This is a genomic window from Photobacterium swingsii, from assembly GCF_024346715.1.
Taxonomy (GTDB): Bacteria; Pseudomonadota; Gammaproteobacteria; order Enterobacterales; family Vibrionaceae; genus Photobacterium; species Photobacterium swingsii.
Window position 1 is genome coordinate 1543108 of record NZ_AP024853.1, and the last position, 25179, is coordinate 1568286.

The 25179-nt window shown below is 44.0% G+C and carries 22 protein-coding genes; 11 read left to right on the forward strand and 11 right to left on the reverse strand.

What is annotated here, in order from left to right; genetic code table 11:
- Positions 1–137: 137 nt before the first annotated feature.
- Complete coding sequence (locus tag OCU77_RS23980; RefSeq protein ID WP_048900442.1) at positions 138–1181, reverse strand: GMP reductase; 1044 nt, start codon at positions 1179–1181, stop codon at positions 138–140.
- 427 nt (positions 1182–1608) lie between these two features.
- On the opposite strand from OCU77_RS23980, the gene OCU77_RS23985 reads away from it, so the two are divergent.
- Both OCU77_RS23985 and OCU77_RS23990 read left to right on the forward strand, forming a co-directional pair.
- Entirely contained in the window at positions 1609–1944 is a 336-nt protein-coding gene (locus OCU77_RS23985) for a hypothetical protein (RefSeq protein ID WP_048900443.1), read from the forward strand.
- Between the two features lie 196 nt (positions 1945–2140).
- A complete protein-coding gene (locus tag OCU77_RS23990) occupies positions 2141–2620 on the forward strand; it encodes a hypothetical protein (RefSeq protein WP_048900444.1) in 480 nt (159 codons plus the stop codon).
- Between the two features lie 113 nt (positions 2621–2733).
- On the opposite strand, the gene OCU77_RS23995 is transcribed toward OCU77_RS23990, so the two are convergent.
- Positions 2734–3780: an AraC family transcriptional regulator gene (locus tag OCU77_RS23995; protein ID WP_048900445.1), complete on the reverse strand. Its 1047-nt coding sequence runs from the start codon at positions 3778–3780 to the stop codon at positions 2734–2736.
- A gap of 150 nt (positions 3781–3930) precedes the next feature.
- Here OCU77_RS23995 and OCU77_RS24000 point away from each other — a divergent pair, with 150 nt between their 5' ends.
- Together OCU77_RS24000 and OCU77_RS24005 are read left to right on the forward strand one after the other, a co-directional pair.
- Positions 3931–4323 carry an MFS transporter gene (locus OCU77_RS24000; RefSeq protein WP_048900446.1) on the forward strand — a complete coding sequence of 131 codons (393 nt, stop codon included), beginning with the start codon at positions 3931–3933 and terminating at the stop codon, positions 4321–4323.
- A 1-nt stretch (position 4324) separates the two neighbouring features.
- Entirely contained in the window at positions 4325–5548 is a 1224-nt protein-coding gene (locus tag OCU77_RS24005; RefSeq protein WP_048900447.1) for an HlyD family secretion protein, read from the forward strand.
- A 218-nt stretch (positions 5549–5766) separates the two neighbouring features.
- On the opposite strand, the gene OCU77_RS24010 is transcribed toward OCU77_RS24005, so the two are convergent.
- Together OCU77_RS24010 and OCU77_RS24015 are read right to left on the reverse strand one after the other, a co-directional pair.
- Positions 5767–6960: an acyltransferase family protein gene (locus tag OCU77_RS24010; protein ID WP_048900448.1), complete on the reverse strand. Its 1194-nt coding sequence runs from the start codon at positions 6958–6960 to the stop codon at positions 5767–5769.
- Between the two features lie 246 nt (positions 6961–7206).
- Positions 7207–8379, reverse strand: coding sequence for a cation:proton antiporter domain-containing protein (locus OCU77_RS24015; RefSeq protein ID WP_048900449.1), 1173 nt, complete (start codon positions 8377–8379; stop codon positions 7207–7209).
- A 574-nt stretch (positions 8380–8953) separates the two neighbouring features.
- On the opposite strand from OCU77_RS24015, the gene OCU77_RS24020 reads away from it, so the two are divergent.
- The 3 genes from OCU77_RS24020 to OCU77_RS24030 all read left to right on the forward strand — a co-directional run bounded on the left by OCU77_RS24020 (position 8954) and on the right by OCU77_RS24030 (position 11286).
- Positions 8954–9598, forward strand: coding sequence for a 2OG-Fe dioxygenase family protein (locus OCU77_RS24020; protein WP_107302955.1), 645 nt, complete (start codon positions 8954–8956; stop codon positions 9596–9598).
- Positions 9595–10839 carry a cysteine desulfurase-like protein gene (locus OCU77_RS24025; protein ID WP_048900450.1) on the forward strand — a complete coding sequence of 415 codons (1245 nt, stop codon included), beginning with the start codon at positions 9595–9597 and terminating at the stop codon, positions 10837–10839. The genes OCU77_RS24020 and OCU77_RS24025 overlap by 4 nt, the downstream gene beginning before the upstream one ends.
- 234 nt (positions 10840–11073) lie before the next feature.
- The gene (locus OCU77_RS24030) at positions 11074–11286 is read left to right on the forward strand and encodes a prefoldin domain-containing protein (RefSeq protein ID WP_048900451.1); all 213 of its coding nucleotides are present in this window, start codon (positions 11074–11076) and stop codon (positions 11284–11286) included.
- Between the two features lie 116 nt (positions 11287–11402).
- On the opposite strand, the gene sstT is transcribed toward OCU77_RS24030, so the two are convergent.
- The 7 genes from sstT to OCU77_RS24065 all read right to left on the reverse strand — a co-directional run bounded on the left by sstT (position 11403) and on the right by OCU77_RS24065 (position 20041).
- Entirely contained in the window at positions 11403–12638 is a 1236-nt protein-coding gene (sstT, locus tag OCU77_RS24035; RefSeq protein WP_048900452.1) for a serine/threonine transporter SstT, read from the reverse strand.
- 428 nt (positions 12639–13066) lie between these two features.
- Positions 13067–14791, reverse strand: a complete 1725-nt coding sequence (locus tag OCU77_RS24040; protein ID WP_053111894.1) for a BatD family protein — start codon at positions 14789–14791, stop codon at positions 13067–13069.
- A 5-nt stretch (positions 14792–14796) separates the two neighbouring features.
- Positions 14797–16635 carry a VWA domain-containing protein gene (locus OCU77_RS24045; protein ID WP_107302954.1) on the reverse strand — a complete coding sequence of 613 codons (1839 nt, stop codon included), beginning with the start codon at positions 16633–16635 and terminating at the stop codon, positions 14797–14799.
- Entirely contained in the window at positions 16628–17593 is a 966-nt protein-coding gene (locus tag OCU77_RS24050) for a vWA domain-containing protein (protein ID WP_048900453.1), read from the reverse strand. Before OCU77_RS24050 ends, OCU77_RS24045 begins: the two co-directional genes overlap by 8 nt.
- Complete coding sequence (locus OCU77_RS24055) at positions 17586–18119, reverse strand: DUF4381 domain-containing protein (protein ID WP_107302953.1); 534 nt, start codon at positions 18117–18119, stop codon at positions 17586–17588. Before OCU77_RS24055 ends, OCU77_RS24050 begins: the two co-directional genes overlap by 8 nt.
- A 3-nt stretch (positions 18120–18122) precedes the next feature.
- Positions 18123–19088 (reverse strand): DUF58 domain-containing protein, encoded by a 966-nt coding sequence (locus tag OCU77_RS24060; RefSeq protein WP_048900455.1) that lies wholly within the window; start codon positions 19086–19088, stop codon positions 18123–18125.
- Entirely contained in the window at positions 19085–20041 is a 957-nt protein-coding gene (locus OCU77_RS24065; protein ID WP_048900456.1) for an AAA family ATPase, read from the reverse strand. Before OCU77_RS24065 ends, OCU77_RS24060 begins: the two co-directional genes overlap by 4 nt.
- Before the next feature lie 839 nt (positions 20042–20880).
- Here OCU77_RS24065 and OCU77_RS24070 point away from each other — a divergent pair.
- From OCU77_RS24070 to phaC, 4 genes are all read left to right on the forward strand, one after another.
- The gene (locus OCU77_RS24070) at positions 20881–21621 is read left to right on the forward strand and encodes an SDR family oxidoreductase (protein ID WP_048900457.1); all 741 of its coding nucleotides are present in this window, start codon (positions 20881–20883) and stop codon (positions 21619–21621) included.
- A gap of 36 nt (positions 21622–21657) precedes the next feature.
- On the forward strand, positions 21658–22863 hold the full coding sequence (locus tag OCU77_RS24075) for an acetyl-CoA C-acetyltransferase (protein WP_048900458.1): 1206 nt from the start codon (positions 21658–21660) through the stop codon (positions 22861–22863).
- 83 nt (positions 22864–22946) lie between these two features.
- Positions 22947–23297, forward strand: a complete 351-nt coding sequence (locus OCU77_RS24080; RefSeq protein WP_048900459.1) for a phasin family protein — start codon at positions 22947–22949, stop codon at positions 23295–23297.
- A 63-nt stretch (positions 23298–23360) separates the two neighbouring features.
- Positions 23361–25175, forward strand: coding sequence for a class I poly(R)-hydroxyalkanoic acid synthase (phaC, locus tag OCU77_RS24085; RefSeq protein WP_107302952.1), 1815 nt, complete (start codon positions 23361–23363; stop codon positions 25173–25175).
- The last annotated feature ends 4 nt before the right edge of the window (positions 25176–25179 follow it).

Consider the following 25179-nt stretch of genomic DNA (forward strand, 5'->3'; position numbering starts at 1 on the left):
ATTCTGCTGTAACAAAACGAAGCTTTGGTAATAATAATAGTGAAGAACAGGTGAAACGATTCTGAACTATAAGATACAAAAAAGGCCGCTAAAAAGCGGCCTGATAGTCTTTATTTTGTTACATGCTGTATGAGTGCTTACTCTTTACCAAACACGTTGTTTTCTTGTTCTTGAACGCGGATGAAGGTCGTGCGCTTAGTGAGTTCTTTAAGCTGCGCTGCACCTACGTAAGTACAAGTAGAACGTACGCCACCCATGATGTCTTGGATAGTGTTTTCAACAGGGCCACGGTAAGGCAATAGTACGGTTTTACCTTCAGCTGCGCGGTATTTCGCAACGCCGCCTGAGTGCTTGTCCATCGCGCTTTGTGAAGACATGCCGTAGAATTTCATGAAGGTTTTACCATCTTGCTCGATGATTTCACCGTTACTTTCTTCGTGACCTGCTAGCATACCGCCTAGCATTACGAAGTCTGCACCACCGCCGAATGCTTTAGATACATCCCCCGCACATGAACAGCCGCCGTCACCAATAATACGACCACCAAGACCGTGTGCAGCATCTGCACATTCAATAATTGCAGAAAGCTGAGGGTAACCCACACCGGTTTTAACGCGTGTTGTACATACAGAGCCAGGGCCGATACCTACTTTAACAATGTCGGCACCCGCTAGGATAAGTTCTTCAACCATGTCGCCGGTAACCACGTTACCTGCACTGATTACTTTGTCTGGGAATTCAGCACGTACGCGTTGTACGTACTCAACTAAATGCTCAGAGTAACCGTTCGCGATATCAATACAGATGAAGATAAGGTCGTCGGAAAGGGCCATGATGTCTTTAGTTTTTTGGAAGTCGTTATCCGACGTACCCGTAGACACCATTGCGTTGTTAAGCACGGATGCATCGTTGCTTTTCACAAAGCCAGCCCAGTCTTCAACTGTGTAGTGCTTGTGAATAGCGGTCATTACATTGTGCTTAGCAAGTGATGCCGCCATTTCGAAGCTACCCACTGAATCCATGTTAGCAGCAATAATAGGCACGCCTGACCATTGACGACCGCTGTGCTTGAATGTAAAATCGCGGGTTAATTCAACTTGAGAACGGCTTTTTAGGGTTGAACGTTTTGGACGAAACAGTACATCTTTAAAACCTAACTTCAAGTCTTGTTCGATACGCATGGTAATTTCCTTCAATGTAAATCGAATTTTGCTCTCAATCTTTCTGTCGTTGGCAGACAACAGATAGATATCTGACGAGCAGGCACAAAAAAACCGGAGCGTTGGCAGACGCTCCGGTTTTCAGCATTATAGGGCGATAAAAATTATTAACAAGCCTGATAATTTCGTTTTTTTTGTGATACCTTTACAAAGATTAAATCTAGAGAAATCCTCTTTTCTTCGTTCAATTCTTGTCAAAACAATCGAAATTCTTGCTGATTATCTTCCATTATTTCCAAATTCTTGCATAATCCTTGCTATAAAAGATCTATGAGTTATAGCTATATAAACGTCAAATAAATGCTTAACAATCATTGGTCATAATGATGATTCACCCGTGTCTTGCTCATGTTTTGGTGATTGCGTGTAGTGGAATGTAGGATAAACCTTGCTAAGTAAAAGAAAAATAAAGAAAATTTTTCCGTTAGACTTTTACGGGGAAGAAAGTGGTTGGCGCTTTATTATTCGAGCTTTAACACCTAACGAAGTGTTAGAGGCGATGTATTGGCGTGCGTATATCTCTTGTCATCGGAAAGATGTTGATCTGCTGCATCTTGCGACAGATAAATTTAATTACCGCTATAACTATTCTACGGGCGAGACTTCAGATCTGCACTTTGGTGGTGGCAACGCGCCGATCCGTGTCAATATGATGGGCCCAATTGTACCTATATCCGCGATTTTAGAAAAAGTTGAACAAGGTGCGCTCATCAAAGCGGGTTAGCGACTTAGCTTGTTGAAGCAAATACTTCCATCTAGGCACAGTGATTGTGCCTTTTTTGTGCTTACGATATAGAGGTGCACTTGTCGCTAAACGCGTTGAGTATAAAGTGATTAGCGGCTTAGTTTTATTATCTAATTGAGTTATTTACATAAAATAGGCTAAGGTAAAGAAAAAGCCCTTATAAAAAGGATTGCCTATGTCGATAAAAATATGGGGTACAGCCTTGCTATTAGCGGGAACGATTTCTTCCGCTTCAGCCGCCGCTTTACCAACGTTAGACGGTAAATGGCAATGCCAATCGCCTGAAGCGAATACTGAAAATGAAAAAAGCTGGGTTATTTACGATTTTTCTGAGCAGGGCATGGTGAAATCACAAGAGTGGATTCAGTACAAAAAACAGCGTAAAACGCAGTTGGAATATAACTTATTCGTTGACTACCGATTTACGCAAAAGGGTGATGATTACGTGCTTAAACCTGTGAAGTTAAGCCGAGAAATTATCGCTGACCCGCTCAATATCGATCCTTTCAATGCCGAGCAACGTCGCGATTTAACGGGCTATCGTATTTTCTTTAAGCCGACGATTGTCAGCCGTAATAAAGCGAATTTTGAAATGTGGTACCACATTACGCCCGACCATCACTTCACAATGCAGTGTGAGCAACAGGCAAGTTAACGCAGTTTGCCTATTCGCTTTCTTATAACTAAATCCGGTAGCTAAACCTGGTGGCAATGAGTGCATGGATTGATGATGCATGGATTGGTAAAGGTGTCGCTACCGTTTTTTATCTATAAATTCAGCGATATGGTTTCTCGACTGCGCTCTAGCAGTCGTTGTTGATATTGCTTAGGGGTTAAACCGCGCTGGCGTTGAAAAGCCTTGGTAAAGCTTTGCGGATGGGTGTATCCCAGCAGTTGGCTTATGTCTTCAATCGGTTTGCCTGCTTGCATGTATTGAATCGCAAGGTTACAAATTACGTATTGGGTGATATTGCTAAAGGTCCAGCCAAATTGGTGGAGGCGGCGTTGTAATTGTTGTTTGGAAAAACCGAGCTTTTCTGCCACGAATTCGATGTTAGGTACACCGTAGCGGCGTGAGTAATTCACTAACTCGAACATGACTTTAGCGCTGTCGTTGGGTTGCGGTATGTTGAGCATATCATCCAGTTGTAGGTTGGAAACCACCATCGGCCGACTGATAGAAAAAGCCCGTTCGCTACCATGGCGAAGAATAGAAAGATCAATCCACACCTTAGTCATTGGCGCATTCCATTCCACCGCACAGCCAAACCACTTTTCTGCTTGTTGCCGATCGGCTTGATTATTCCCCATAAGTGCACTGCTGATCTGAACTTTAAGGGGAGCATAGTCATTCCCCATATAGTGACGTAGCGCTTTGATCATCATAGTTGCTACGCGCAAACTGTCTAAGCATCGTGATTGTTGACGCGCATAGGGGGAATCATAGCTCCATTTCATGATTTTGCCCGATTGCTCACCGTGATAGGTTGCTCCTGAATGAAGACACGATACGCCATAGTTGATCCGCCTGACGGCGAGTGCTAAATCAGGGCTGGATAAATACCATTCTCCCAAACTTCCCATCTGGCTAAAACAAAGATCTGATGAGATCTTTAGCATATAAGCGGGATCGCCACTGAGTACTGCAATCTTTTCTAACCATGCCATGAAATCATTGAATGGGACCAGGGCCATAGGTTCGTTCATCAGGCTGTCTGGAATACCGATTTGCTGCGTCGTAATACCGTAACGTTTTTTTACTGCATTTAAGACAATCTGTAAGTAAGTGATACGAATAAAGCTCAAATCAAACATGTTATTTTGCTCTCTTATCGGTATTTGATGGGTCGATTGTATCGTAATTGAGCTCTATTTAATTCGATCTACCCTAAATTAAGGCAAGGCTCACATTTTAGATGACACTCCCTGCAACAAAAAAATAAACCGATAAATCGGAGAATGTTAATGAGCCTTTTTAGTATGCCTTTTGTCGATAGTGGGGTGGATACCGCACTACATGTTATAGCTAGCGTGGTCATGGTTGGCACGATTGCTGCCGCGGCCTTTGGGTTTTGGCGACTTCATGAATTACCTATTCAGAAAGCGCACAGTAAAGAACATCATCAACTTGGATTAATTACCGCCCTCACTTGGATCGGCTTTGTTTGGCATTGGGTATGGGTTATTGCCGTTGTAATTGCTTTTGTTGATGGCGAACAAGCACTTCGTCGTATTCGGGATATTTGGAAAGGCGATGCAATACCGCCACAAGCCGAAGCAGAGCCAGTAACACAGCCTATGACACAAGCGGCCCCAAATACTGAGACGCACAATCAGCCCGTCGCGCAGGAGGTCTAACATGCTTGAAGGTTTAGCCGTATGGGCTTTGTTTATCTACTTGCTTCGCATGGTGGGTATGCCGTGGAATAAGTTTACTAAGAGTTTTGCGTATTTAGGCGGCTCAGGCTGGTTACTGTTCGTTTGGGTTGGCTTGATTACGTTTGCGCCAATGGACTTATCGGGCGGGTCGTTAGTGCAATCTCCCCATGTGCAGTTGCGTCCATCCACCACACAAATTAAAGGTAAGGTAACGGCGATTCATGTTCGTCCAAACCAACAAGTGGAAAAAGGGCAACTGATTTATGAAATTGATGACGAACCTTTTACGATTGCACTGAATGTGGCGCAAGCCAAATTAGATTCGGCACACGTCGCGTTAGATATGGCAAAAGAAGACATTGCTATTAATCAGGCGAACTTCGAAGCCGCCAAAAAAGACATAGAAATATCACAAAATAAGCTAGTTGCAGCGCAACAAGATCTGAAATGGAAGCAGACAACGCTTGATCGTTATCGTGAGCAAAACCGAGTTGTAAAACACACGATCACTGAAAGCATGATGGATGAACAAAATACTGCGGTGCAAGTCGCACAAGCACAACAAATTACTGTTGAAAGTCAGTTGGAGAAAGCCAAATTAGCGGTTAATAAAGCACGTTTAGCCATTGAAAAATCAAAGCTAACAGTGAATAGCCGTGAAGTGGATGTGACGTCTCAGCAAGAGAACGTGGCTCAAGCGCGATGGAATCTTGAACAGACTAAAGTGTATGCGCCAGCCGACGGTTACTTAACCAACTTTATCATGCGTGAAGGGCAGTATGTTGGCTTAATGCCACGCATTCAGATGTACACCAATGAGAAGTACGTACTGATGCGGGTGAACCATCAGGCTATTCGTAACGTAAAAGTTGGACAGCGCGCAGAGTTTGCATCCGCTGTTTACCCTGGAAAAATCTTTAACGCCGAAGTTGAAGGGATTATTGAGGCAACAGGTGAATCACAGGGTAGTCTCTTAGCTCGTGATGATAATGTTCGTCAGGTTACTGGGCTAAACGTTGCGAATAAGCACCACTTTGTACGTCTGAAGTTGGATGAACCACAAGGGTATGACATGCCAGTAGGCTCTGTTGGTCTGGCTTGGATAAGCGCAGAGAAACCGATTTCTTTCATGGGCTTCTTGGACGTGATTCGAGGCATCATCATTCGAATGAAAGCGCAGATCTACTTTGTATGGGCAATGTGATGACAAGCTAATGCGTATTGGCTGCCTGATAAACAAAATAAGATGATAACCAGGCTGCCATACCCATCTAACGAGGTCACTTTCGTTCTTGTTGGCTAAGAACGCTGAAAAAAGAGTAAACCAATGGCGATGCTTGGTCGCCACTTTTTCTACAGAAACCACTTTGCTGTAGTTCGGCTGTAACCCTTTTAAGGCTGGGGTTGCAGCTTTTTTTTTGCCTAATGATGACGAACCTTGGCCTGACGAACTGTAAGTTTAGCTAATGGCCATGAGCGTAATTGGCGAAGGGCGGGCTTTTCCAGTAAATGGTAACTGGCAGTTGAGATAGCAAGTAATACGGCAGTATAAAGGGCTAGAGCCAACGTGAATGCACCGATACTGTGTTGTTGATACCACCACGAAGTGAAATCAGGAGCGATCTGATGTATCACCTCAACACCAATCAAAAGCAATACAGAGTGCCAAAGGTAGACAGAATACGAAATGTCACCAAGATACTGGGTTAACTTATTATCGAATAAACGCATAAAGAGTGATGTATTTTGCGTGTGGTTTGCCCCACAGAAAACCAATAGTGCGAAGAGTAGGTAAACACTCAAAATTTGCCCTGTTTCGAGCTGATGGTGCAAGAGTACTACCAAGCTAATAGCCAGTGTGAAAAGTACTATATCGTTACTGATTAAGTGTTTCATATTTTGGGGAATACGAATAAGGCATAGCCATGCCCCAAGTGAAAACCCACATAACCCACGTAAAAAGGCGGGGATCCCTGAGGTTAAATCTATAGTGCCTGTGGTTGAAATAAGCCCATAAAGCAGCAAGAAGACGAGAAAAGGCAACCAACTACTGCGCTTAGCGTTAAAAGATAGCAACGCCAAAATAATGGGAAACAGCATATAACAGAGCCATTCAACACTGAGTGACCAGCCAGGGAAGTTCCAGCTAAGGGATTGGTTTGTTAGAGACTGCAGTAGGAACAGGTTAGCAAATAAGGTATCACTGGTGTTGAAGGGGCCTTGAAAAGCCGGAATACCAGCCAGCCCCCAGCTATTGAGCAACTCACCACCGTAAAACCCAATACCGTAGATGTGTTTAGTGGTTTCCCAGCCAAGCAAGAGTAAGAGAGTCGTGAGGAATAGTGGATAGATGCGGCTGAATCTTAGCCACATAAAATGCCGCCATTTCGCCATGGTGCAGCCTTGTTGAAAGCTGTCACGGTACACATGCATCATGACAAATCCGCTGAGAATGAAGAATATATCAACCCAGAGATAACCGTTTTCAAGAAGCTGACTGGTGCTAGCGATTTCTTCTTTCCATTGAGGAAAAAGCACTAAGCGAGCATGGAATAAGGCAACAAAAAACGCAGCGAAACCGCGTATTGCAGTAAGCAAAGGTAACTGACCTTGCATGTGGATCATCCTTGAGCGAGTACAGTAAGTGAATGTCTAAATCATTAACCAAACCTTAGCACTGTGACTTGGTGATGAGTGTGATGAATTAAGCGCTTATTTGGGGTGAGTCAGTTGGCTTTCTGTATTTGCGAAAGAGATTAAAATTTAGATTAAATATGGCTAAACCAAAGATTAAGAATACTTAATGAAAGTGCGTACTAGCGCGATGATGGCTTACGTACAGGAGAGAATCCCTTCTCTTGCCTAGTCTTGTCGGAGTTTGTTGGCGAGAGAGATGGGCGTTGGATAACGTTTGACGACCCAATAGGTTGAAATGACAAAAGTGCATAAGGTAGTGCTTTGAATGAACATCATCCCATTTGCGCTGAGTAAGCCGTTATTAATGGCCGAATAAGCCAATAACAGTGAGAATTCGCTCGCTTGGCTAAGGCGTGCACTGAGTTCGTTTCGCATGGTTGGCTTTTCGTTTGCGATACCGAGTGCTTGCTTAAACCCCCATTGCTTTAATACTATGAGTAAAGCCCCAAACCCAATGCCATAGAGGGTGTAAAGATGGCCAGTGAACAGCTGCATTTTCGCGCCAATCGCAAAGAAAAAGAGAATAAGAAAAAACTCTCGCAGCGGTTTCAGGTGCTGCGCAATAGCTTGTGAAACCTTACTAACAGCAATTGATAGCCCCGCAATAAAAGCGCCACTCTCATAAGATAAACCGATCTGATGGCCGATTTCAGCCCACAATAAGCACCAAGCCAATGTGGTGATGAAGCTGTACTCTTGAATCACATCAAATTTACGAAATAGCGGCAAAATAGCGTATTTTACCCCTATAAATGCCAGTAAACACAATAAAACAGCTTTCGCGATAAGCAGCACAAATGCGGCAAATAGAGTCTGTTCGCTGTCCATGCTGAGTAACAAAATCACGGTGATGGCGAGTATATCTTGCACCAGTAATACACTGGTCATAACTTCGCCCATACGCTGGTGGTGAAGGGTAGTGGTGGGGATCAGTTTTAATCCAATTACAGTGCTAGAAAACATCAATGCTGCTGCGGCTATGAGGGCATCCATCAAGGCGAGTTGAATGGTGAGAGCGAAAATAAGCGTGCAAATGAAAAAGAAGCCGCACGTGCCTAAAGTGACTAAAGCACTCTCTTTAAATAAAGAAAGCAGCTTGCGTGGCTGGAGGTTCAGCCCTAATAAAAACAGCAGCAATATCACCCCTAAGTGTCCTATCTGACTGATGTTTGCCGCGTTTTCAACCCAACCAAGTCCATATGGACCAATGACCATTCCTGCTGCAATGTAAGCCAAAATAATGGGCTGACGTGCATACAAAAAAAGCGTGCCTAATACTGCAGAGCTGATCACTATCGTGCAAAGCTCAAAAATGATGAGTGAAATCTCAGCTGGCATCGTGGATTAAGTCGCGCTGAATGTGAGAGGAGAGCGGTGACTATCTCGGGTGTCTGTCCATGTTGTTACTTGATGAAGCCGCGCCATAATGACATCTCCCATGAGGTGGGCTCTTTAAAGAATAAGACGCTTTCACCATTTCTTCTTGTTTAATCCTCTAAATGATTCCTGCTTTTAGGAGGAACAAGCTGTGAGGTGACCAAAGTGTCTATCAATGAGTTGTTGATTTCCAAATGAGATGATAGTCACAAATATTACTCAATAGGCCTGACGTTCGTCCGTAATCTGATAGCAAAATCTTATGTAATCAATAGCTTAATGAAGCACGTAGTTGACATCGCTGTCTTTCAACATGTTGCAGTGTTAAATATGGGTGATCTAACTGCCTCAGCTTGATAATCCAGTTATTAGTGTTGAATATATAACGAAAGATGAAATAACCGACCTTAATCACTTGGCAACACCCATAAAATAATGAATCCTAAATGTAGCGCTTATGTTAATGAATATTTGTTGTTTAGCATATGGAAAGCATCGCAAGGGTAAGCTTTGCATGAAGGTTTAGGAGCTAATAATGAACGCGACATTGGAACGTACACTTCAACTGACTCAGCTGAGTGGTAAAGCCGTTAACGATCTCTCATCATCGTTTAACGATTTGCCAAAGACTCAGCATGCAGATGGACAATATCGTTTACGCCGTTACTCAATCGTTAAAGTCGGCGAGCACAGTATTGAGCATTTACCTGCTCGTGAGTTTGTCCAGTCAGATGACATTAATACATTCCAAGGTAATGTCAGCCGTTCATTTGAGGTGATTGAAGACGATGTCATCAACAGCCAAGGCATGTTTGAGATGTGTCGGGTATTCCGAGATGCGAACCACCTTAGCGTAGAGCATGAAATTGAAATCCATCAAATACGTATTGCTACAGATGCCGTTGAAACACAGGTTGCGCCAGAAGGGGTACATCAAGATGGTTTTCAGCACATTGCTGTTATTGGCATTGATCGCCATAACATCGAAGGTGGCGATTTCTTAGTTTACCGTGAAAAGCATGAGCCGCCATTTTTAAGTATGGCGTTGCAGCAAGGCGAAGTGGCAATTTTGGCTGATAACCAGTTGTGGCATAACGCACGTCCAATTAAGGCTGTGAAGAAAGATCATCAAGGGTATATGGATGTTTTCGTATTAACAGCAAAGAGGGCAGAGGGATGAGTTTTACACCAGAGGCAGTACGCTCGGCTTTTCCTGCACTAACACAGAAAGTGAACGGTAAACCTGTTTATTTCTTTGATGGTCCAGGCGGTTCGCAAGTTCCTCAGTCCGTTTTAGAGACCATGTCGGCTTATCTTGGCCGTTATAACTCGAATTTAGGCGGTGCTTTCTTTTCTAGCGTGGTGACAACGTCACTTATAAAAGATGCTCGCTTAGCGGGCCAAGCATTATTGGGCGCTGAGTGTGCTGATAACATTGTGTTTGGTGCCAACATGACATCGCTGACTTTTCAATTAAGTCGAGCGATCAGCCGAGATTGGCAAGCGGGTGATGAAATCATTGTTACTGCGCTTGATCACTACTCTAATGTCTCAAGTTGGCAGCAGGCAGCAGAAGATAAAGGCGTGATTGTGCATCAGGTACGAGTGAATCCTGAAGACTGTAGCCTTGATTATGAGCATTTAGCATCATTACTTAATGAGCGAACACAGTTAGTTGCGGTGACATACGCGTCTAACACAACGGGATCCTTGGTGGATGTTAAGCGCGTAACACAAGCTGCGCATAACGTTGGGGCGAAAGTGTATGTCGACGCGGTGCATTATGTCCCGCATGGTTTGGTGGATGTGCAGGCGTTAGGCTGTGACTTTTTAGCTTGCTCTGCATATAAGTTTTTTGGTCCACATTTGGGTGTTGCTTATATCGCGCCAAAGTGGCTGCATACCATTACTCCGTATAAAGTTGAGCCAGCAACTAACGAAGGCCCTGGCCGGTTTGAAACGGGTACGCAGAGTTTTGAAGCGTTGGCGGGGTTTGTTGCTGCCGTGCATTACCTTGCGCAATGGGGTGATGATGAGAAATCACTACGCTCACAATTAGCCGCGAGTTTTGCTCAGTATCAAACGCATGAGCAAGCACTGAGTCGTCACTTTATCAGTAAAGCGAGTGAATACACCAATCTTGAGCTTTACGGCGTTAAAGATACTGATCGTGTTCAGGGGCGTACACCGACTTTTGCGATACGAATCGAAGGCGTGACACCTGCAGATGTAGCTGGCCATTTAGCCAAGGATAATATGTGCGTATGGAGCGGGCATTTCTATGCGATTGGCTTGATTGAACAATTGGGCTTGCTGCACCAAGGTGGTGTGATCCGTATCGGTATGATGCATTACAACACCAAACAAGAAATTGATCTGTTATTTGAAAACCTTACACCGTTTTTACAAAAAAACACCTAGCGACACCTATAATAATTACACCTGAGTTTCCCCCAAAACTGTCACAGGCTCACCTTCGCTTCCTAACAAGAGGGAGCTAATAAGAGTCTCTAATAATAAAAAGGGCCTACTACCGAGTAGGCTCTTTTTTCCTTTTTGGCGTCACGTACTGTTCGCAAACATGCTGCAATTTACTTTTGTTACCTGATTAGCAATGTATAATTAACTGATATAGATAACGAAAGAGATAACACTATGCTTAAATATATTGTCATTGCGCTTGTGGGATTGGGTGTTTACCTAGGTGTGACATACAAAGATCAAATTGAAGATGTGACAAATTCACGTCCGATGGAAGAAGTTCAAGACATGTATGAAGATGCTAAAGATCAAGCGTCGGATAAAGCAGAAGAATTATCTGATAAAGCGGATGAGCTGTCTTCACAGTTAAAAGATTTGACTAAATAAGTCTCTATTGTCACTCGCATTGCGATGCAATGATAACGGATATAAAAAAACGGCAACCTCATGAGGTTGCCGTTTTTTGTTTCAGCCACGTTTAGCAAAACGCTATAGTCGAGGCATTATACGGTTTGTGCTGAACCTTCTTTTGCTTCTGCTGCACGGCATGCAGCGGCTGTGAAGATAACGTCAGTTGAACTGTTTAGCGCTGTTTCGGCTGAATCTTGGATAACACCAATGATGAAGCCTACAGCAACAACCTGCATAGCGATCTCATTTGGAATACCAAATAGGCTACATGCAAGTGGAATAAGCAGTAGAGAACCACCAGCTACACCTGAAGCACCACACGCTGATACAGCCGCAACCAGACTAAGTAGCAGTGCCGTTGCAACATCGACTTGTACGCCAAGCGTATGAACAGCAGCCAACGTTAGCACTGTGATTGTAATTGCCGCACCACCCATGTTGATGGTTGCGCCTAGTGGGATAGAGACAGAGTAAGTATCTTCGTGTAGATCTAAGTCTTTACATAGCTGCATGTTCACAGGAATGTTAGCGGCAGAACTACGGGTGAAGAAGGCTGTAATACCACTTTCACGTACACAGCGTAGTACTAGTGGGTAAGGGTTTTGTTTGGTTTTAACAAACACAATGATTGGGTTTACAACAAACGCAATGATTGCCATTGAACCAAGCAATACACCGAGAAGTTGCGCGTAACCAGCTAGCGCTGCGAAGCCTGTTGCTGCAAAGGTGTTTGCAACAAGGCCAAAAATACCAATAGGCGCTAGACGGATAACGAAGCGTACAATCAGGGTTACACCATTAGACATGTCGTGGAAGACTTGCTTGGTGGCATCGCTTGCTTGGTGAAGAGCAAAGCCAAGAGCGATAGCCCATGCCAAGATACCAATGAAGTTACCTGTCATCAGAGCATTGATCGGGTTATCAACAATCTTAAATAGTAAAGTGTTAATCACTTCGGCAATGCCTTCTGGTGGCGTTGCGTTAGTGCTGTCAGCAACAAGCGTCAAAGTGGTCGGGAAAAGAAAGCTCATTGCTACAGCGGTTACCGCTGCCATAAAGGTGCCCAATAAATACAGCACGATGATCGGCTTCATATTGGTATGCGCGCCTTTTTTCTGGTTAGCGATAGATGACGCTACCAAAATAAAGACAAGAATAGGTGCAACAGCTTTTAAGGCACTAACAAAAAGGTTACCTAAGAAGCCTGCTTTAGTGGCGGATTCTGGGCTGAAAGTTGCAAGTAAAACACCAGCAACAATACCAATGATGATCTGGATAACCAGACTGCCATTGGCGACTCGGGCGAGAAAGGGTTGTGTTTGGCTCATAATACATCCTGCATTTTTATATATTTGTCGAAGCGTTTTATCTTGCTTCCGAAACATTTTTTAACAGGATCTAAGACTGATTGCCAGTCATCTTTTTAGAAACTACTGTTTAACACGTGATTAACCTTAATTTACCTTTAATTATTGAGATCAAGGCATAAGCCAGGTTGGCAGGGGATGGTGAGGATTTTAATATGTGTATTAGTATGATGAATTGTTAAATCTTGGCGGGTAAGTGCAACTTTTTGCATTTTGACAGCCGTAATATCATCGCTATTTGTAACAAATTGTAAGGCAGGCTACTTCCTAATAGCAGGAAGCATTACTTAGACTGCAATAGGTTGGATGAATATATTCCGGGTGTTTTTATGCATGCGGCTGCTTATTGCAGCCGCTTATGTTTGCTCGCTGTTGTAAATTACAGTTCGCTATTGTTTCTTATTGCTATCTGATGGGATTAGCGGTGCTAATGCACTTTGAGTTGAGGCTTGATGCCGCTGTTTGTTCGCTTTCTCTAGCAATTTAATTAATGCTTGGTTATCCCAAGTATGCGAGTCGGTGCTGTAGTGGGCTTTCATCATGGCATTTATCTCATTATCTACCTGCGCAATGTAACTTGCTTGAAAATCACTTCGCTGCCATTGCTGATAATAAGATTGAACTTGAATTGGCTGGTTTGCTTTGACTGCAGCGAGCAAATGAGCGAACACTTGCTCGTTTGTTGTGGGTGTGGCATTGCGCGTGTGTCCAGCGTGTTGAGGTGAAGGCACCTGCGTTAGGTTACGCTGGCGTGCTTTCAACCAGAACCCCGTTGTTAGTAACCACAATGAGGTGACGATAGCGGTTAACCAAGGCCAAACCCCTGCGTCTTTTACTGTTTTTACTTCTACAGGCCGGGCTGTGTCATTGGTTGTTTGTACGGATGGATCATTGAGGATCGGTAACTGCACGCTATTACTCAGATCGCCTTCTTTTACATCAATAGCCAAACCTTCTACGCGGGTAGTTTGTTGCTGGTTAGATTGGGTGTTCCACCAATTGACGGCTAAAGGCGGCAGCGCTAACGAACCGACTTCGCGAGGAATAATAACCTGCTTAATGACCATGCGCGTGTAGCCATTATCTTGGCTATATATCGGTTTTTCGCTGTATACACGAACAGAACGCGGGTAATCAATGTTGAGGTTTGGCATGCTGCTCTGTGCAACATTTTTAATACTGAGTGTTAGCGTACGAGTGATAGGGTCACCCACGCGGGCCGTTGTAGAGCTTGGCTGCCATGTTTGCTCTAATTGTAAATCAGCGGTGGGTAACCATAAGCCTTGGTAGTTTTTAGGCTTAGGTTTGACTGTTAGGGTAATGTTTTCGGCTTGCTTTTCAAAAGGCACGCTTAGCGTCGACCCAAAACCACGGCTGCCTTTTACAATGCTGGTTTTGAACTGCGCCCCTTTTAGCACTATGTCACCGCTCTCAAAAGGCGTCAGCTGATACTGGCGAGTAATCTCAATATAGCGGCGGCCATTCAAGATGCGTTCGGCTTGCTTGTCTTCACCTTGCTGAACAATATCGATGCCTTCAGCTTCAGGGGCGATTAACGCGGCTTGATCCAATTGTTCGGCAATTAGGATCCTAACGGTAAGTTGTGCACTTTCACCGACATATAAACTGGGTTTGTCGAGTGAACTACTTAGCTTAATGTTAGGTTCGTTGCTGGTGGTTGCATTAGCAGACTTGAGCACTTGTAGCTCAATCGGTTCACTGGCCGTTGCGCCAATGCGAAAGCTAGGGATCGTTATATTGCCGACTTTTTTGGCAGCAATCGCAATGCGCCACTGTGTACTGCTAGATAGCGTCCCGTTTGTGTAAGAATTATTGCTACTGACACTTGGTCGACCGTAGGTGAAGTTATCCTCTAATGCAGAGAGATCCAACGAGTTGGGGTTGACGTTACTGTCGATAGCAATAACGAGTTGAAAGACTTCATTCACAGCGACGATATTTTTCGATACTGTAGCTTCAACTTGCGCAGCATGAACTGATACTGACAGTAAGGCACATACACCAAGCAGGAGTCGTAGTGCATAGCTGCGGGCGAGTGACGCTATCCCTGAGAAAAGCGCAACCTGATGTTGCGACTGGCTAACATTTTTCATTCTACTTACCATGTGTTCTCTGTTGCTTCAGGTGCCTCTTTCTGGCGAGCCTGTAGAATAATTTGAGCGCGGATCAAACCACCCGTGTCATCTGGAATTTGTTCGAGCTTTTTCAAAATAGGATTACTGGCAGACAAGGCGTTATTTTTGTCTGTTGGGTCTTTTTCACCCGCGATTTTCCCGTTTGATTTAGCGCCTTGGCTCTCTTTTTCTGCCTTTGCGTTGGCTTGGGCATTGTCCGTTTTACTGGATGGATCCTTTTCCTTCGATTGTTGCGCTTGTTGCGGCTCTTTTTCTTCTTGATGACGAGAAGCTTGCTGCTTGTCGTTATTCATTTGAGAAGATTGCGACTTATCAGCTTTACCGCCTTGTTTTTCTGTCTGTTGAGAAGACGGTTGTTGTTGATTGTTCTGGCTTTTATTAGCATCTTGCTGATTCTGCTGATTCTGCTGATTCTGCTGATTCTGCTGATTCGATTGGTTATTTTTTTGTTGCTGTTGCTGTTGCTGTTGCTGTTGCTGTTGCTGTTTTGCTTGCTGAACAATCGAACGGTTTTTTTGTGCTTGGGCAAAGTCAGGCTGCTGTTTTAGGGCTTGATCATATGCCTTGAGTGCTTCTTCATACTGCCCATTTTTCGCGTAAGCATTGCCCAAGTTATAGCGGGAATTTGCATCATCTAGTGATGACAGTGTTTCGATAGCCGCGGGGAAGTCGCCATTTTTATACTGGCTGACACCTTGCCACGCTGGATCGGTAAAGTGCTCTGCCGCCGCGTTATAATCTTGCTGTTGATACAAGGAGAGGCCTTCTTGATCTCTTGTTTGCCAAGGGTTTGCCTTTGCATCGTGCACAGGCAGTAATACCAAGGGGATCGCAACCAATAAACCGCGGCGAAATCCAAATAGTGCGAGTAAGCAAATAGGAAAAAGGAGCCAAAAGCCATTATTGATACGCTCATCGAGTGTTTTATCTTTACTCTGATTTGCTTGCTGCTGAGGTTTGGCTGTCAGCGCAATTAAGGCTTCGACATCACGGTTATCATTCTGTGAGAGCTGTAATGTACCGCCTGTTTGACGAACGAGTGGTAACAAGGTGTCGAGATCCACTTTATCAATAACTGGCTGTCCTCGTTGATCATTAAGAATACGCCCATCAGCAAGTTGAATAGGTGCACCTTGCTGAGTGCCTACTGCTAATATAGACAAACGAAACTTGTGCTTATTGAGCAGCGTAAGGCTTTGTTCCGACTCTTTCTGGCTTAACCCATCTGTGACTAATACGATATCGCCAACGGCATGGCCGGCTTGTTTGAGTAAGGTAATCGCTTCTTCAATACCTGCCGCTGCGTTGCTGCCCTGAATAGGCAAAAGTTCAGGAGAGAGGTACGGAATTAAACTTGCCAGCGTTGTGCTGTCTTGCGTTAATGGACTGACAACGTAACCATCGGCGGCATAGGTAACTAACCCCGTGCTGCCTTCTTGCCAACCGGGTAATAAATCGAGTGCTTTAAAACGCGCTTGTGTGAGGCGATTTGGCGTTACATCAGTGGCATACATAGATCGAGACATATCCATCACGAGCACGCGGGCGCCAGAGAGCGAATAGGCAGGTACTGGTGATTTCTGCCAACTTGGCCCTGATAACGCTATGATACTGATCAGCCAAACGATGGCTAAGCCGTAAGTAAAACGGGTGTTATTTTGTGGTGTAATGCCAAAGTGCTTGGCAAGATGTGGAGCAATTAAGCTGGTTTTCTGGCGTGCTGAATATAGCCATGGTAGCAAGATGACCAGCGGAATAAGTGCTAACAACCACAGTGGATGAAGAAGGGTAAAATTAGCCACGAGCCCTCCTAAAAATAACGAGTAAACAGGATAGAGCGAATGCAAAAGCGAGTGGGAAGCGGAAAAGTTCGTCCCGTGGTCGCCATGTTTGCTGCGCAGTATTAATGGGTTCCATTTGATCAATTAATTGATAAATATTGCTGAGTTCTTGTGGGTTACGTGCACGGAAATATTGCCCACCAGTCATCTCGGCAATGCGCGTTAGCATACTTTCATCTAGATCTTGTGATGGGTTGACTACCCGATTGCTGAATAATCCTTGTTGGATCATTTCTTCTGCACCTACCCCAACGGTATAGATAGTGACATTACTTTCGGCTGCGAGTTTTGCAGCTTCCAATGGCTCTATGACACCTGCGGTGTTGGCCCCGTCACTGAGTAAAACAATCACTCGCTGTGGGGCTTCACTATTAATGAAGGTTTTGGTCGCTACGCCTAAACCTTCGCCAATGGCCGTTGCTTGACCGATTAATCCAAGTACAGTGCGATCGAGTTGCTGCTCAACGGTTTTGCGGTCAAACGTTAGTGGTGTTTGTAAATAGGCATGGTTAGCAAATAGCACTAAGCCCAGTCGGTCGCCTTTACGTGCTTTAATAAAATCAGTGAGGACGTTTTTAACGGCGGTTAAACGATCTATGCTCTCGCCAGATGGTGTCACCATATCTTGGATCGACATGGATCCAGACAGATCGACGGCCAGAAGCATGTCACGGTGATCGGGGTTGATCTCGATAGGATCACCATACCAAACAGGTCGTGCAAGGGCGGTGAGGAGTGCAATCCAGATCAGTGACATAGTTATTAAGCCGATTTGGCTACGTTTCTGGTGTTGGCCAATACCGTCGGGCAATTGGGGTAGGGTAACTGCCGCTTGTTGGTGGACAGGTTTAGCAAACCGATAGACAAGGTAGGGCAGTGGTAATAGCAGGCCAGCCCAGAACCAGGTGAATTCAAACACGGTTACTCTCCGTTTTCTTTTTACGACTGCTGATGCCAGCGTATGGCTTATTCAGTGAGGGCGGTAGTGCATGTTTTAACCATGTTTCTGCTAAGCGGTAACATTGCTGATATTCTTCTGGTGTGAGTTTGTTCATGGCGAATAGCCCGCGTAACCAAATGGCTTCATTGTTAATAAACCCAGCTTTAGTAGGCGTTGTATATTGCTGATCTAAAAAAGCTAACCAAGCATGACCTGTTAGTGAAGCAACACGCTCACGTGGGAAATAGCTCAAGGCTGCTTGGCGAAGTACAGTGTTAATGTCACTTAATGTGCCATCAGTACGGTATTGCGACAGTAAAGCGAGTGCGGCTTTTTGAGCTTTATGCTTTAGTCTGTAGTGACGCACACGCCATACTAAGATCCCTATAACAAGCAGTAATAGGATAGCGAGCATCCACCAACCCCAAGCAAAGAGCCATTGGCTAGGTGGTGGTGGTAAGACAATGTCAGCAAGTGGCAATGTCGGTGTTGATTGTACTGACATAAGTTATGATTGCCCTTTTTGTTGTCCAAGCTGCTGAAGTAAAGGTAAAGCGGCATTAAGGCTATACAAGGGAATGGCCAATGAGTTCGCGAGCGTTTTGATTAACGCTTGCTGATGCTGAAATTGGTTCCCTAATTGCTCTCGGGTCGTCGCAGCGGCAAAGTTAAGCCAAACAGATTGAGTTTGATCTGCCACTTGCTCTGTCCCACGAAATGCCGTGATGCCTTGCTCTAAGGGATCATGGATCTGCACAAATTGAATACGATTATGGTGACGCAATCGGCTCAGAGACTGTTTGTCATCTGCTTTTAGTGAATGAAAATCACTGACAATTATGATTTCACTGCCTTTGGGACATAAATGGCTGAGATGACGGAGTGCCTCAGAAAAGAGGATATTGGGTTGAGTATCCGCTTCGTTGACTTCATGAGTATGCGTATTGATGTGTGCTTGGCTAGCAATCAATTGATTAATTACACGCAAAGCACCTTGTTGACGGCCTGTTGGCTTTATTTCATGCAGCGTTTTACCGTTATAAACAATCGCCCCTATGCGATCTTGTTCTTTGATAGTGAGCCAGCAAAGCAGGCTGGCAAAATGCGCAGCCTGAACCGATTTCAACATAAGCTGCGAGCCAAACTGCATACTGCTACTGAGATCTATCAATAACATAACAGGTTGCTCACGTTCTTCCGTGAATAGCTTGGTATGTGTTTTCCCCGTACGTGCAGTGACACGCCAATCTATAGCGCGAATATCATCGCCAGCCTGATAGGGGCGCACTTCTGAGAAATTCATCCCACGCCCCTTTTGGCGGCTGGTATGTTTACCGTTTAAGTGCGACCAAATACTTTGCGCAGGCGGTAACCAACGTACAGCTTGATCTTTGTATTGCAAAAGTTCAGCAAGGCAGAGGCGGATGCCGTCACTGTGTGGCGGTAACGTGGTGTGCGGTGTTGCTAACGTCATACGCTGGCAACCTGTTCAATTAAGGTTGCAATAATAGTGTCTGGTTTAACGCTTTCAGCTTGAGCTTCATAACTGAGCAATAAGCGATGGCGCAAAACAGGGTAGGCCATGAGTTGAACGTCTTCAGGTGTAACAAAATCACGGCCACTTAACCAAGCATGAGCACGGGCGCAGCGATCTAAAGCGAGCGTTGCACGCGGGCTAACGCCCATTTGAAGCCAGTTATTGAGTTGCTCGCTATAACGTTCTGGCTGACGTGTCGCCATGATTAAGCGAATAATATAGTGCTCAATGTCTTCGGCCATGTACGTGTTCAGCACGGCTTGTCGAGCTTCAAAGATGGTGTCTTTTGTGACATGAACCGCTTCAGGTTTTTCAAGTCCTTGGGCTTCACCACGGTTAAGACGAAGAATATCAAGTTCGCTGGCTTCACTAGGGTAGTCAACGTTTAATTGCAGTAAGAAGCGATCAAGTTGTGCTTCGGGTAATGGGTACGTACCTTCTTGCTCAATGGGGTTTTGCGTTGCCATTACTAAAAAAAGATCGGGCAGTGGGTAGGTGTTACGGCCTGCTGTGATTTGCTTTTCTGCCATGGCTTCTAGCATTGCAGCTTGTACTTTTGCTGGTGCGCGGTTTATTTCATCGGCAAGGACGAGCGCATTAAAAATAGGACCCGGTTGAAACGTAAATTCCCCTGTTTCTGGGCGGAAAATATCAGTGCCTGTTAAATCGGCAGGCAGAAGATCGGGTGTAAATTGAATTCGATGAAAATCACCCTCAATGCAGTCTGACAATACTTTTACTGCACGTGTTTTTGCTAGTCCTGGAGGGCCTTCAACCAAAATATGTCCATCAGCTAGTAGGGCGATAAGTAGCTGTTTCACTAAGGCGGGTTGACCGATTACTTGGCTTTCTAAGTATGTATTAAGGCGTTGAAATGTATCTGCTAGCATGGAGTAGATTGTCCTTGTTGATAGACAAAATAGGTTTAATACCTGATATGACTAAATAAAACGAAATTAGTTCGAGATAAATAAACAGAATTAAACACTTTAAATCTTCTTTCTATGCTTTGTCTAACGCTTCATTTTTCTTTCAGATCATGTTTCATCACTATCAAGCATCCCTCCAACTTAACCTTTACGACAAGCCTGTTAGAAAGAACAGATATTTATTGTTTCAAGCTCGGGAACATGATCACTACCCCTGTATATCGTAGGCTTTTAGTTATGTAACAGCCGTTAGAAATCAATCTAAAAAATATGATTTATAGAGATGCCTCCCTTGAATTAAGTGATTTTGGTTTGATGGTTAATCTTTTTTGGGTGCTGGGTTTCTCGTGAGCTGTTTTAAGTTGTTGGGGATCATCCTATATGCATGATTATTTTTAGCGTAGATAGCAGCCCCGTTTTTCACAGTATAAAGAATAGCTTAACTATCATTCAGAACGCACTTTGCCTAAATATACCTGATAAGAAAACGACATATTAAAAATCACGTAACATTACTGTTGTTATTGATAGATATAATAAGTGTGATTCTATTCAGGTATATTGGTACGACCATTCATGCTGTGTGTTGATAACTATATGACTCTGTGTTCTTATAATAAATATGCAATAAATTTATCACGGAAGTGTATTTAAACAACTCTAGGATATTGGCAAGTTCAGATAAAACGTAAACACCATTTTGGTTGGCAGAAATACACCTAATATTGGCGTGCGAGTTTTATTTTACTTGTATATCAGTAGTGTGTGTTCTCATTAAGGGAAGAAAGGAGTCTGTGTTCATGGCAAAGAAAGCATTAGTTACAGGTGCTAAAGGTGGTATTGGTTCATCTATTACGGATGGTTTGGTTGCGGCTGGTTTTCGTGTGATTGCGACATACTTCCCTACAAATGAAGCGTGTGCAAAGGAATGGTTCAAAGCGAATAATTATTCCGATGAGCAAGTTCGTTTACTTCCGTTGGATGTTACAGATGCTGCATATTGTGAAGAGGCGCTTGCAACATTATTGCAGGAAGAAGGCAACATAGATGTCTTGGTAAACAATGCAGGTATTACACGAGATACGACGTTTAAACGTATGACTGCACAGCAGTGGAATGATGTCATTAATACGAACTTAAATAGCCTGTTTAATGTAACACAACCATTGTTTGCATCTATGTGTGAACACGGGAATGCGCGCATTATTAACATTACATCAGTGAATGGTCTCAAAGGTCAATTTGGGCAAGCAAACTACTCTGCTGCAAAAGCCGGCATGATTGGATTTACCAAAGCTCTTGCTGCCGAAGGTGCGCGTTCAGGTGTGACGGTAAATGCAATTGCACCCGGCTATACAGGGACACCTATGGTTGAAGCTATTCGAGAAGAAGTGCTTGATGGAATTAAAGCTGAAATTCCAATGAAGCGCTTAGCAAAGCCCGAAGAAATTGCCTCTGCTGTTACTTTCTTAGCCAGTGAGCAAGCTGCATATATTACAGGTGAAACCCTGAATGTTAACGGTGGCTTGTACATGCACTAATTGTGCATTCTTTTAATGGAATAAAGGAAATTGGAAATGGCAAAAGTATTTATTGTTGCAGCAAAGCGTACCCCAATTGGTAGCTTTAATGGCGCACTGAAATCTGTTTCTCCTGCACAATTAGGGGCTATAGCAATTAAAGCTGCAATCGAGCAAGCCAATGTTCAACCGGCGAATCTGGATGAAGTGATTGTTGGTAACGTTGTTGGCGCAGGTCAAGGCATGGGGCCTGGTCGTCAAGCGGCACTCTATGCAGGTGTACCGAACGAAGTGCCAGCATATAGCTTAAACATGGTGTGCGGTAGTGGTATGAAAACCGTTATGGATGCAGCTGCTCATATTAAAGCAGGGGATGCGGACCTTGTGGTTGCTGCTGGCGCTGAGAGCATGTCTCAAATTCCGTTTTGTGTGTCGTCGAAAGTTCGCGATGGGCAGAAAATGGGTAATTTGGAAATGACCGACTTACTTATTGCTGATGGACTAACCGACGTTTTTAATAATTATCATATGGGTGTTACTGCTGAAAACGTAGTTGCGAAAGTCGGGCTGACACGAGAGCAGCAAGATAACTTTGCTTTAGCTAGCCAACAACGTGCGGTAGCTGCAATTGAGCAAGGGACGTTTAAAGATGAAATTGCACCTGTTGAAGTGACGGTACGTCGTAAGACGTCGGTTGTTGATACAGATGAATACCCAAAAGCCGATGCGAGTATTGAAGGGTTAGCTAAGCTGCGTCCTGCTTTTAATAAAGAAGGCTCTGTTACTGCGGGTAATGCTTCTGGCATCAATGATGGTGGCAGTGCGGTTATTGTTGCTTCTGAAGCGGCAGTAAAAAAATACGGTCTTACCCCGCTTGCTGAGATTCAAAGTTATGCGCAAGCAGGTGTTGCCCCTGAAGTAATGGGCTTAGGCCCTGTTCCTGCAGTAATGAAGGCGCTCGAGAAAGCTAACTTGTCGGTTGATCAGGTTGGATTGTTTGAGTTCAATGAAGCGTTTGCTGGCCAAGCGCTAGGGGTATTGCATGAGTTAGCGGATGAATTGAATGTGCAAGTAGAAGACATTGCTGAGCGTTCAAATGTCAATGGTGGTGCGATAGCACTGGGCCACCCATTGGGAGCATCAGGTAACCGAATTATTGTTAGCCTGCTTCATGAAATGCGTCGTCGTAACACAGAATATGGTCTTGCAACCTTGTGTGTCGGTGGTGGTATGGGTACTGCCATTGTATTGAAAAGTGTTTAACCAATGATACGTACGGGTGGATAGCGACATGGCATAGTGATGCTTGAAGCCGGCTTATTACTTAATGATTAAGGATACAAAACATGTATACGGAAATGTTCAAATCGTTCTCAGAGCAAACAGAGAAAACACTGGCACCATACGTGAAATTCAACAAGCTTTTTACTAAGAATGTTGAAGATATTACGGAACTACAATTAGCCGCTGTTCGTGCATACAGCGATCTAGGGTTATCTCAACTTAAAGCCGTTGGTGAAGTAAAAGATGTTCAATCTTTGACTGCTTTCAATAGTCAGCAACTAGAAACATTGACTAAACTGTCTCAACAGTTGATGGACGATAGCAATAAGTTTCAGTCTATTGCTCAAGAATTTAAAACAGATGTTGAAGAGCTTGTCGCTGAAAATGTAAAACAAGCAACACCAACAGCATAAGTGAATGACCGTAATGCCGCCTTTTTTAGGCGGCATTTTTAGTCCATAAACGAGGTCATTAACATGGATCAAAACTTCTTTTCGGACTACTTTGCCAAGCTCCAAGAAATGAATCAGCTGTGGTGGAAAGAATTGGATTCTGGCAAGGCAGCCATTAACACCCCCCTCAATAAAGCTCTCAATGAAGTTAATCTAGATGATGCGACGCAATTGATTGAGAAAGCTGCTGCACAACCTGCCGCGCTTGCAAAAGTGCAGATGAATTGGTGGGAAAATCAAATGAAAATTTGGCAGAACATTACCATGACACCCGGTAGTGAAGATGCCGCCGTTAAACCTGCAAAAGATGACAAGCGTTTTAGCGACCCAGCATGGGAAAATGAAGCGTTCTATAACTATATTAAGCAATCGTATTTGCTATATAGCAACACGATGCAAGAAAGTATTGATGCCATTGAAGGCTTAGATGACAAAACCAAGGAGCGATTAAGCTTCTTTTCTCGTCAGGCTATCAATGCGCTTTCGCCTACAAATTTTGTAACGACTAACCCTGAGTTGGTGAAGTTAACCGTTGAAAGTAATGGTGAAAACTTAGTAAAAGGGATGGAGTTATTACAAGAAGATATTCAAGCTAGTGCTGACGTGCTCAAGATTCGTATGACGAATGACAGTGCCTTTGAACTAGGGACGAATGTTGCAAACACAGCAGGGGATGTTGTGTTCAAGAATGAGCTGTTTGAGCTGATTCAATATAAGCCCCTGACTGAACAAGTTAATGCTACGCCATTGCTGATTGTGCCGCCATTTATTAATAAGTACTACATTCTTGACCTGCGTGAAAAGAACTCGATGGTACGCTGGCTGGTGGAACAAGGGCATACAGTATTTATGATGTCTTGGCGTAACCCTGATGCATCTATGGTGGATGTCGACTTTGAGCACTATGTTTTAGATGGTACGGTGAAAGCGATCGATGCGGTATCTGAAATTACGGGGCAGAAGCAAATAAATACGGCTGGTTATTGCATTGGTGGTAGCTTATTGGCCTCTACGTTAGCGTATTACTCTGCAAAGCGTATGCGTAACCGCGTGAAGTCCGCTACTTTCTTTACGACGCTACTCGATTTTTCTCAGCCAGGTGAAATTGGCGCTTACATTAATGATCCTATCATCTCTGCTATTGAGGCGGAGAACCTAGTAAAAGGGTATATGGATGGGCGTTCATTGAGCGTAACTTTCAGTCTGCTGCGTGAAAATAGCTTGTATTGGAATTATTACATCAATAATTACCTTAAAGGTAATAGTCCAATCGATTTCGACTTATTGTACTGGAATGGCGATAGTACCAATGTTGCCGCTTCTTGCCATAATACTTTGCTGCGTAAGTTCTATTTAGAGAATAAATTGGTAGAGCCGAAAGGTGTGCAAATTGGTGGCGTTGATATTGATTTGAGCAAGATTAAAGTGCCTACCTACTTTATCTCGACCATAGAAGATCATATCGCCCTGTGGCAGGGGACTTATCGAGGTTCACGCCATTTAAGTGGTAAGTCAACATTTGTTCTAGGTGAATCAGGCCATATTGCAGGTATTGTTAATCACCCTGCAAAGAATAAGTATGGTTATTGGGTGAATGATGAGCTAGGCGACGACCCTGAAGCTTGGTTGAAAGGCGCTGATCGCCAAGATGGTTCATGGTGGACACACTGGGATAAGTGGTTAGATAGTTTTACTGATGCTGAACCTGTCGATGCTCGATCTGTTGGCAGTGATAGCTACCCAGTATTGATGCCAGCGCCTGGGGTTTATGTAAAGCAAACTTTGCCTGTTGAGCTTGATAACTTAACTGAGCAAACGAAAGAAGCTGAAGCACAATAAGTAT

What these genes read in the sequence shown, in the direction of transcription:
- OCU77_RS23980 (WP_048900442.1), bottom strand. Translation starts at nt 1,181, where the DNA reads ATGCGTATCGAACAAGACTTGAAGTTAGGTTTTAAAGATGTACTGTTT.
- OCU77_RS23990 (WP_048900444.1), top strand. Translation starts at nt 2,141, where the DNA reads ATGTCGATAAAAATATGGGGTACAGCCTTGCTATTAGCGGGAACGATT.
- OCU77_RS23995 (WP_048900445.1), bottom strand. Translation starts at nt 3,780, where the DNA reads ATGTTTGATTTGAGCTTTATTCGTATCACTTACTTACAGATTGTCTTA.
- OCU77_RS24000 (WP_048900446.1), top strand. Translation starts at nt 3,931, where the DNA reads ATGAGCCTTTTTAGTATGCCTTTTGTCGATAGTGGGGTGGATACCGCA.
- OCU77_RS24005 (WP_048900447.1), top strand. Translation starts at nt 4,325, where the DNA reads ATGCTTGAAGGTTTAGCCGTATGGGCTTTGTTTATCTACTTGCTTCGC.
- OCU77_RS24010 (WP_048900448.1), bottom strand. Translation starts at nt 6,960, where the DNA reads ATGCAAGGTCAGTTACCTTTGCTTACTGCAATACGCGGTTTCGCTGCG.
- OCU77_RS24015 (WP_048900449.1), bottom strand. Translation starts at nt 8,379, where the DNA reads ATGCCAGCTGAGATTTCACTCATCATTTTTGAGCTTTGCACGATAGTG.
- OCU77_RS24020 (WP_107302955.1), top strand. Translation starts at nt 8,954, where the DNA reads ATGAACGCGACATTGGAACGTACACTTCAACTGACTCAGCTGAGTGGT.
- OCU77_RS24025 (WP_048900450.1), top strand. Translation starts at nt 9,595, where the DNA reads ATGAGTTTTACACCAGAGGCAGTACGCTCGGCTTTTCCTGCACTAACA.
- OCU77_RS24030 (WP_048900451.1), top strand. Translation starts at nt 11,074, where the DNA reads ATGCTTAAATATATTGTCATTGCGCTTGTGGGATTGGGTGTTTACCTA.
- sstT (WP_048900452.1), bottom strand. Translation starts at nt 12,638, where the DNA reads ATGAGCCAAACACAACCCTTTCTCGCCCGAGTCGCCAATGGCAGTCTG.
- OCU77_RS24040 (WP_053111894.1), bottom strand. Translation starts at nt 14,791, where the DNA reads ATGAAAAATGTTAGCCAGTCGCAACATCAGGTTGCGCTTTTCTCAGGG.
- OCU77_RS24055 (WP_107302953.1), bottom strand. Translation starts at nt 18,119, where the DNA reads ATGTCAGTACAATCAACACCGACATTGCCACTTGCTGACATTGTCTTA.
- OCU77_RS24060 (WP_048900455.1), bottom strand. Translation starts at nt 19,088, where the DNA reads ATGACGTTAGCAACACCGCACACCACGTTACCGCCACACAGTGACGGC.
- OCU77_RS24065 (WP_048900456.1), bottom strand. Translation starts at nt 20,041, where the DNA reads ATGCTAGCAGATACATTTCAACGCCTTAATACATACTTAGAAAGCCAA.
- OCU77_RS24070 (WP_048900457.1), top strand. Translation starts at nt 20,881, where the DNA reads ATGGCAAAGAAAGCATTAGTTACAGGTGCTAAAGGTGGTATTGGTTCA.
- OCU77_RS24075 (WP_048900458.1), top strand. Translation starts at nt 21,658, where the DNA reads ATGGCAAAAGTATTTATTGTTGCAGCAAAGCGTACCCCAATTGGTAGC.
- OCU77_RS24080 (WP_048900459.1), top strand. Translation starts at nt 22,947, where the DNA reads ATGTATACGGAAATGTTCAAATCGTTCTCAGAGCAAACAGAGAAAACA.
- phaC (WP_107302952.1), top strand. Translation starts at nt 23,361, where the DNA reads ATGGATCAAAACTTCTTTTCGGACTACTTTGCCAAGCTCCAAGAAATG.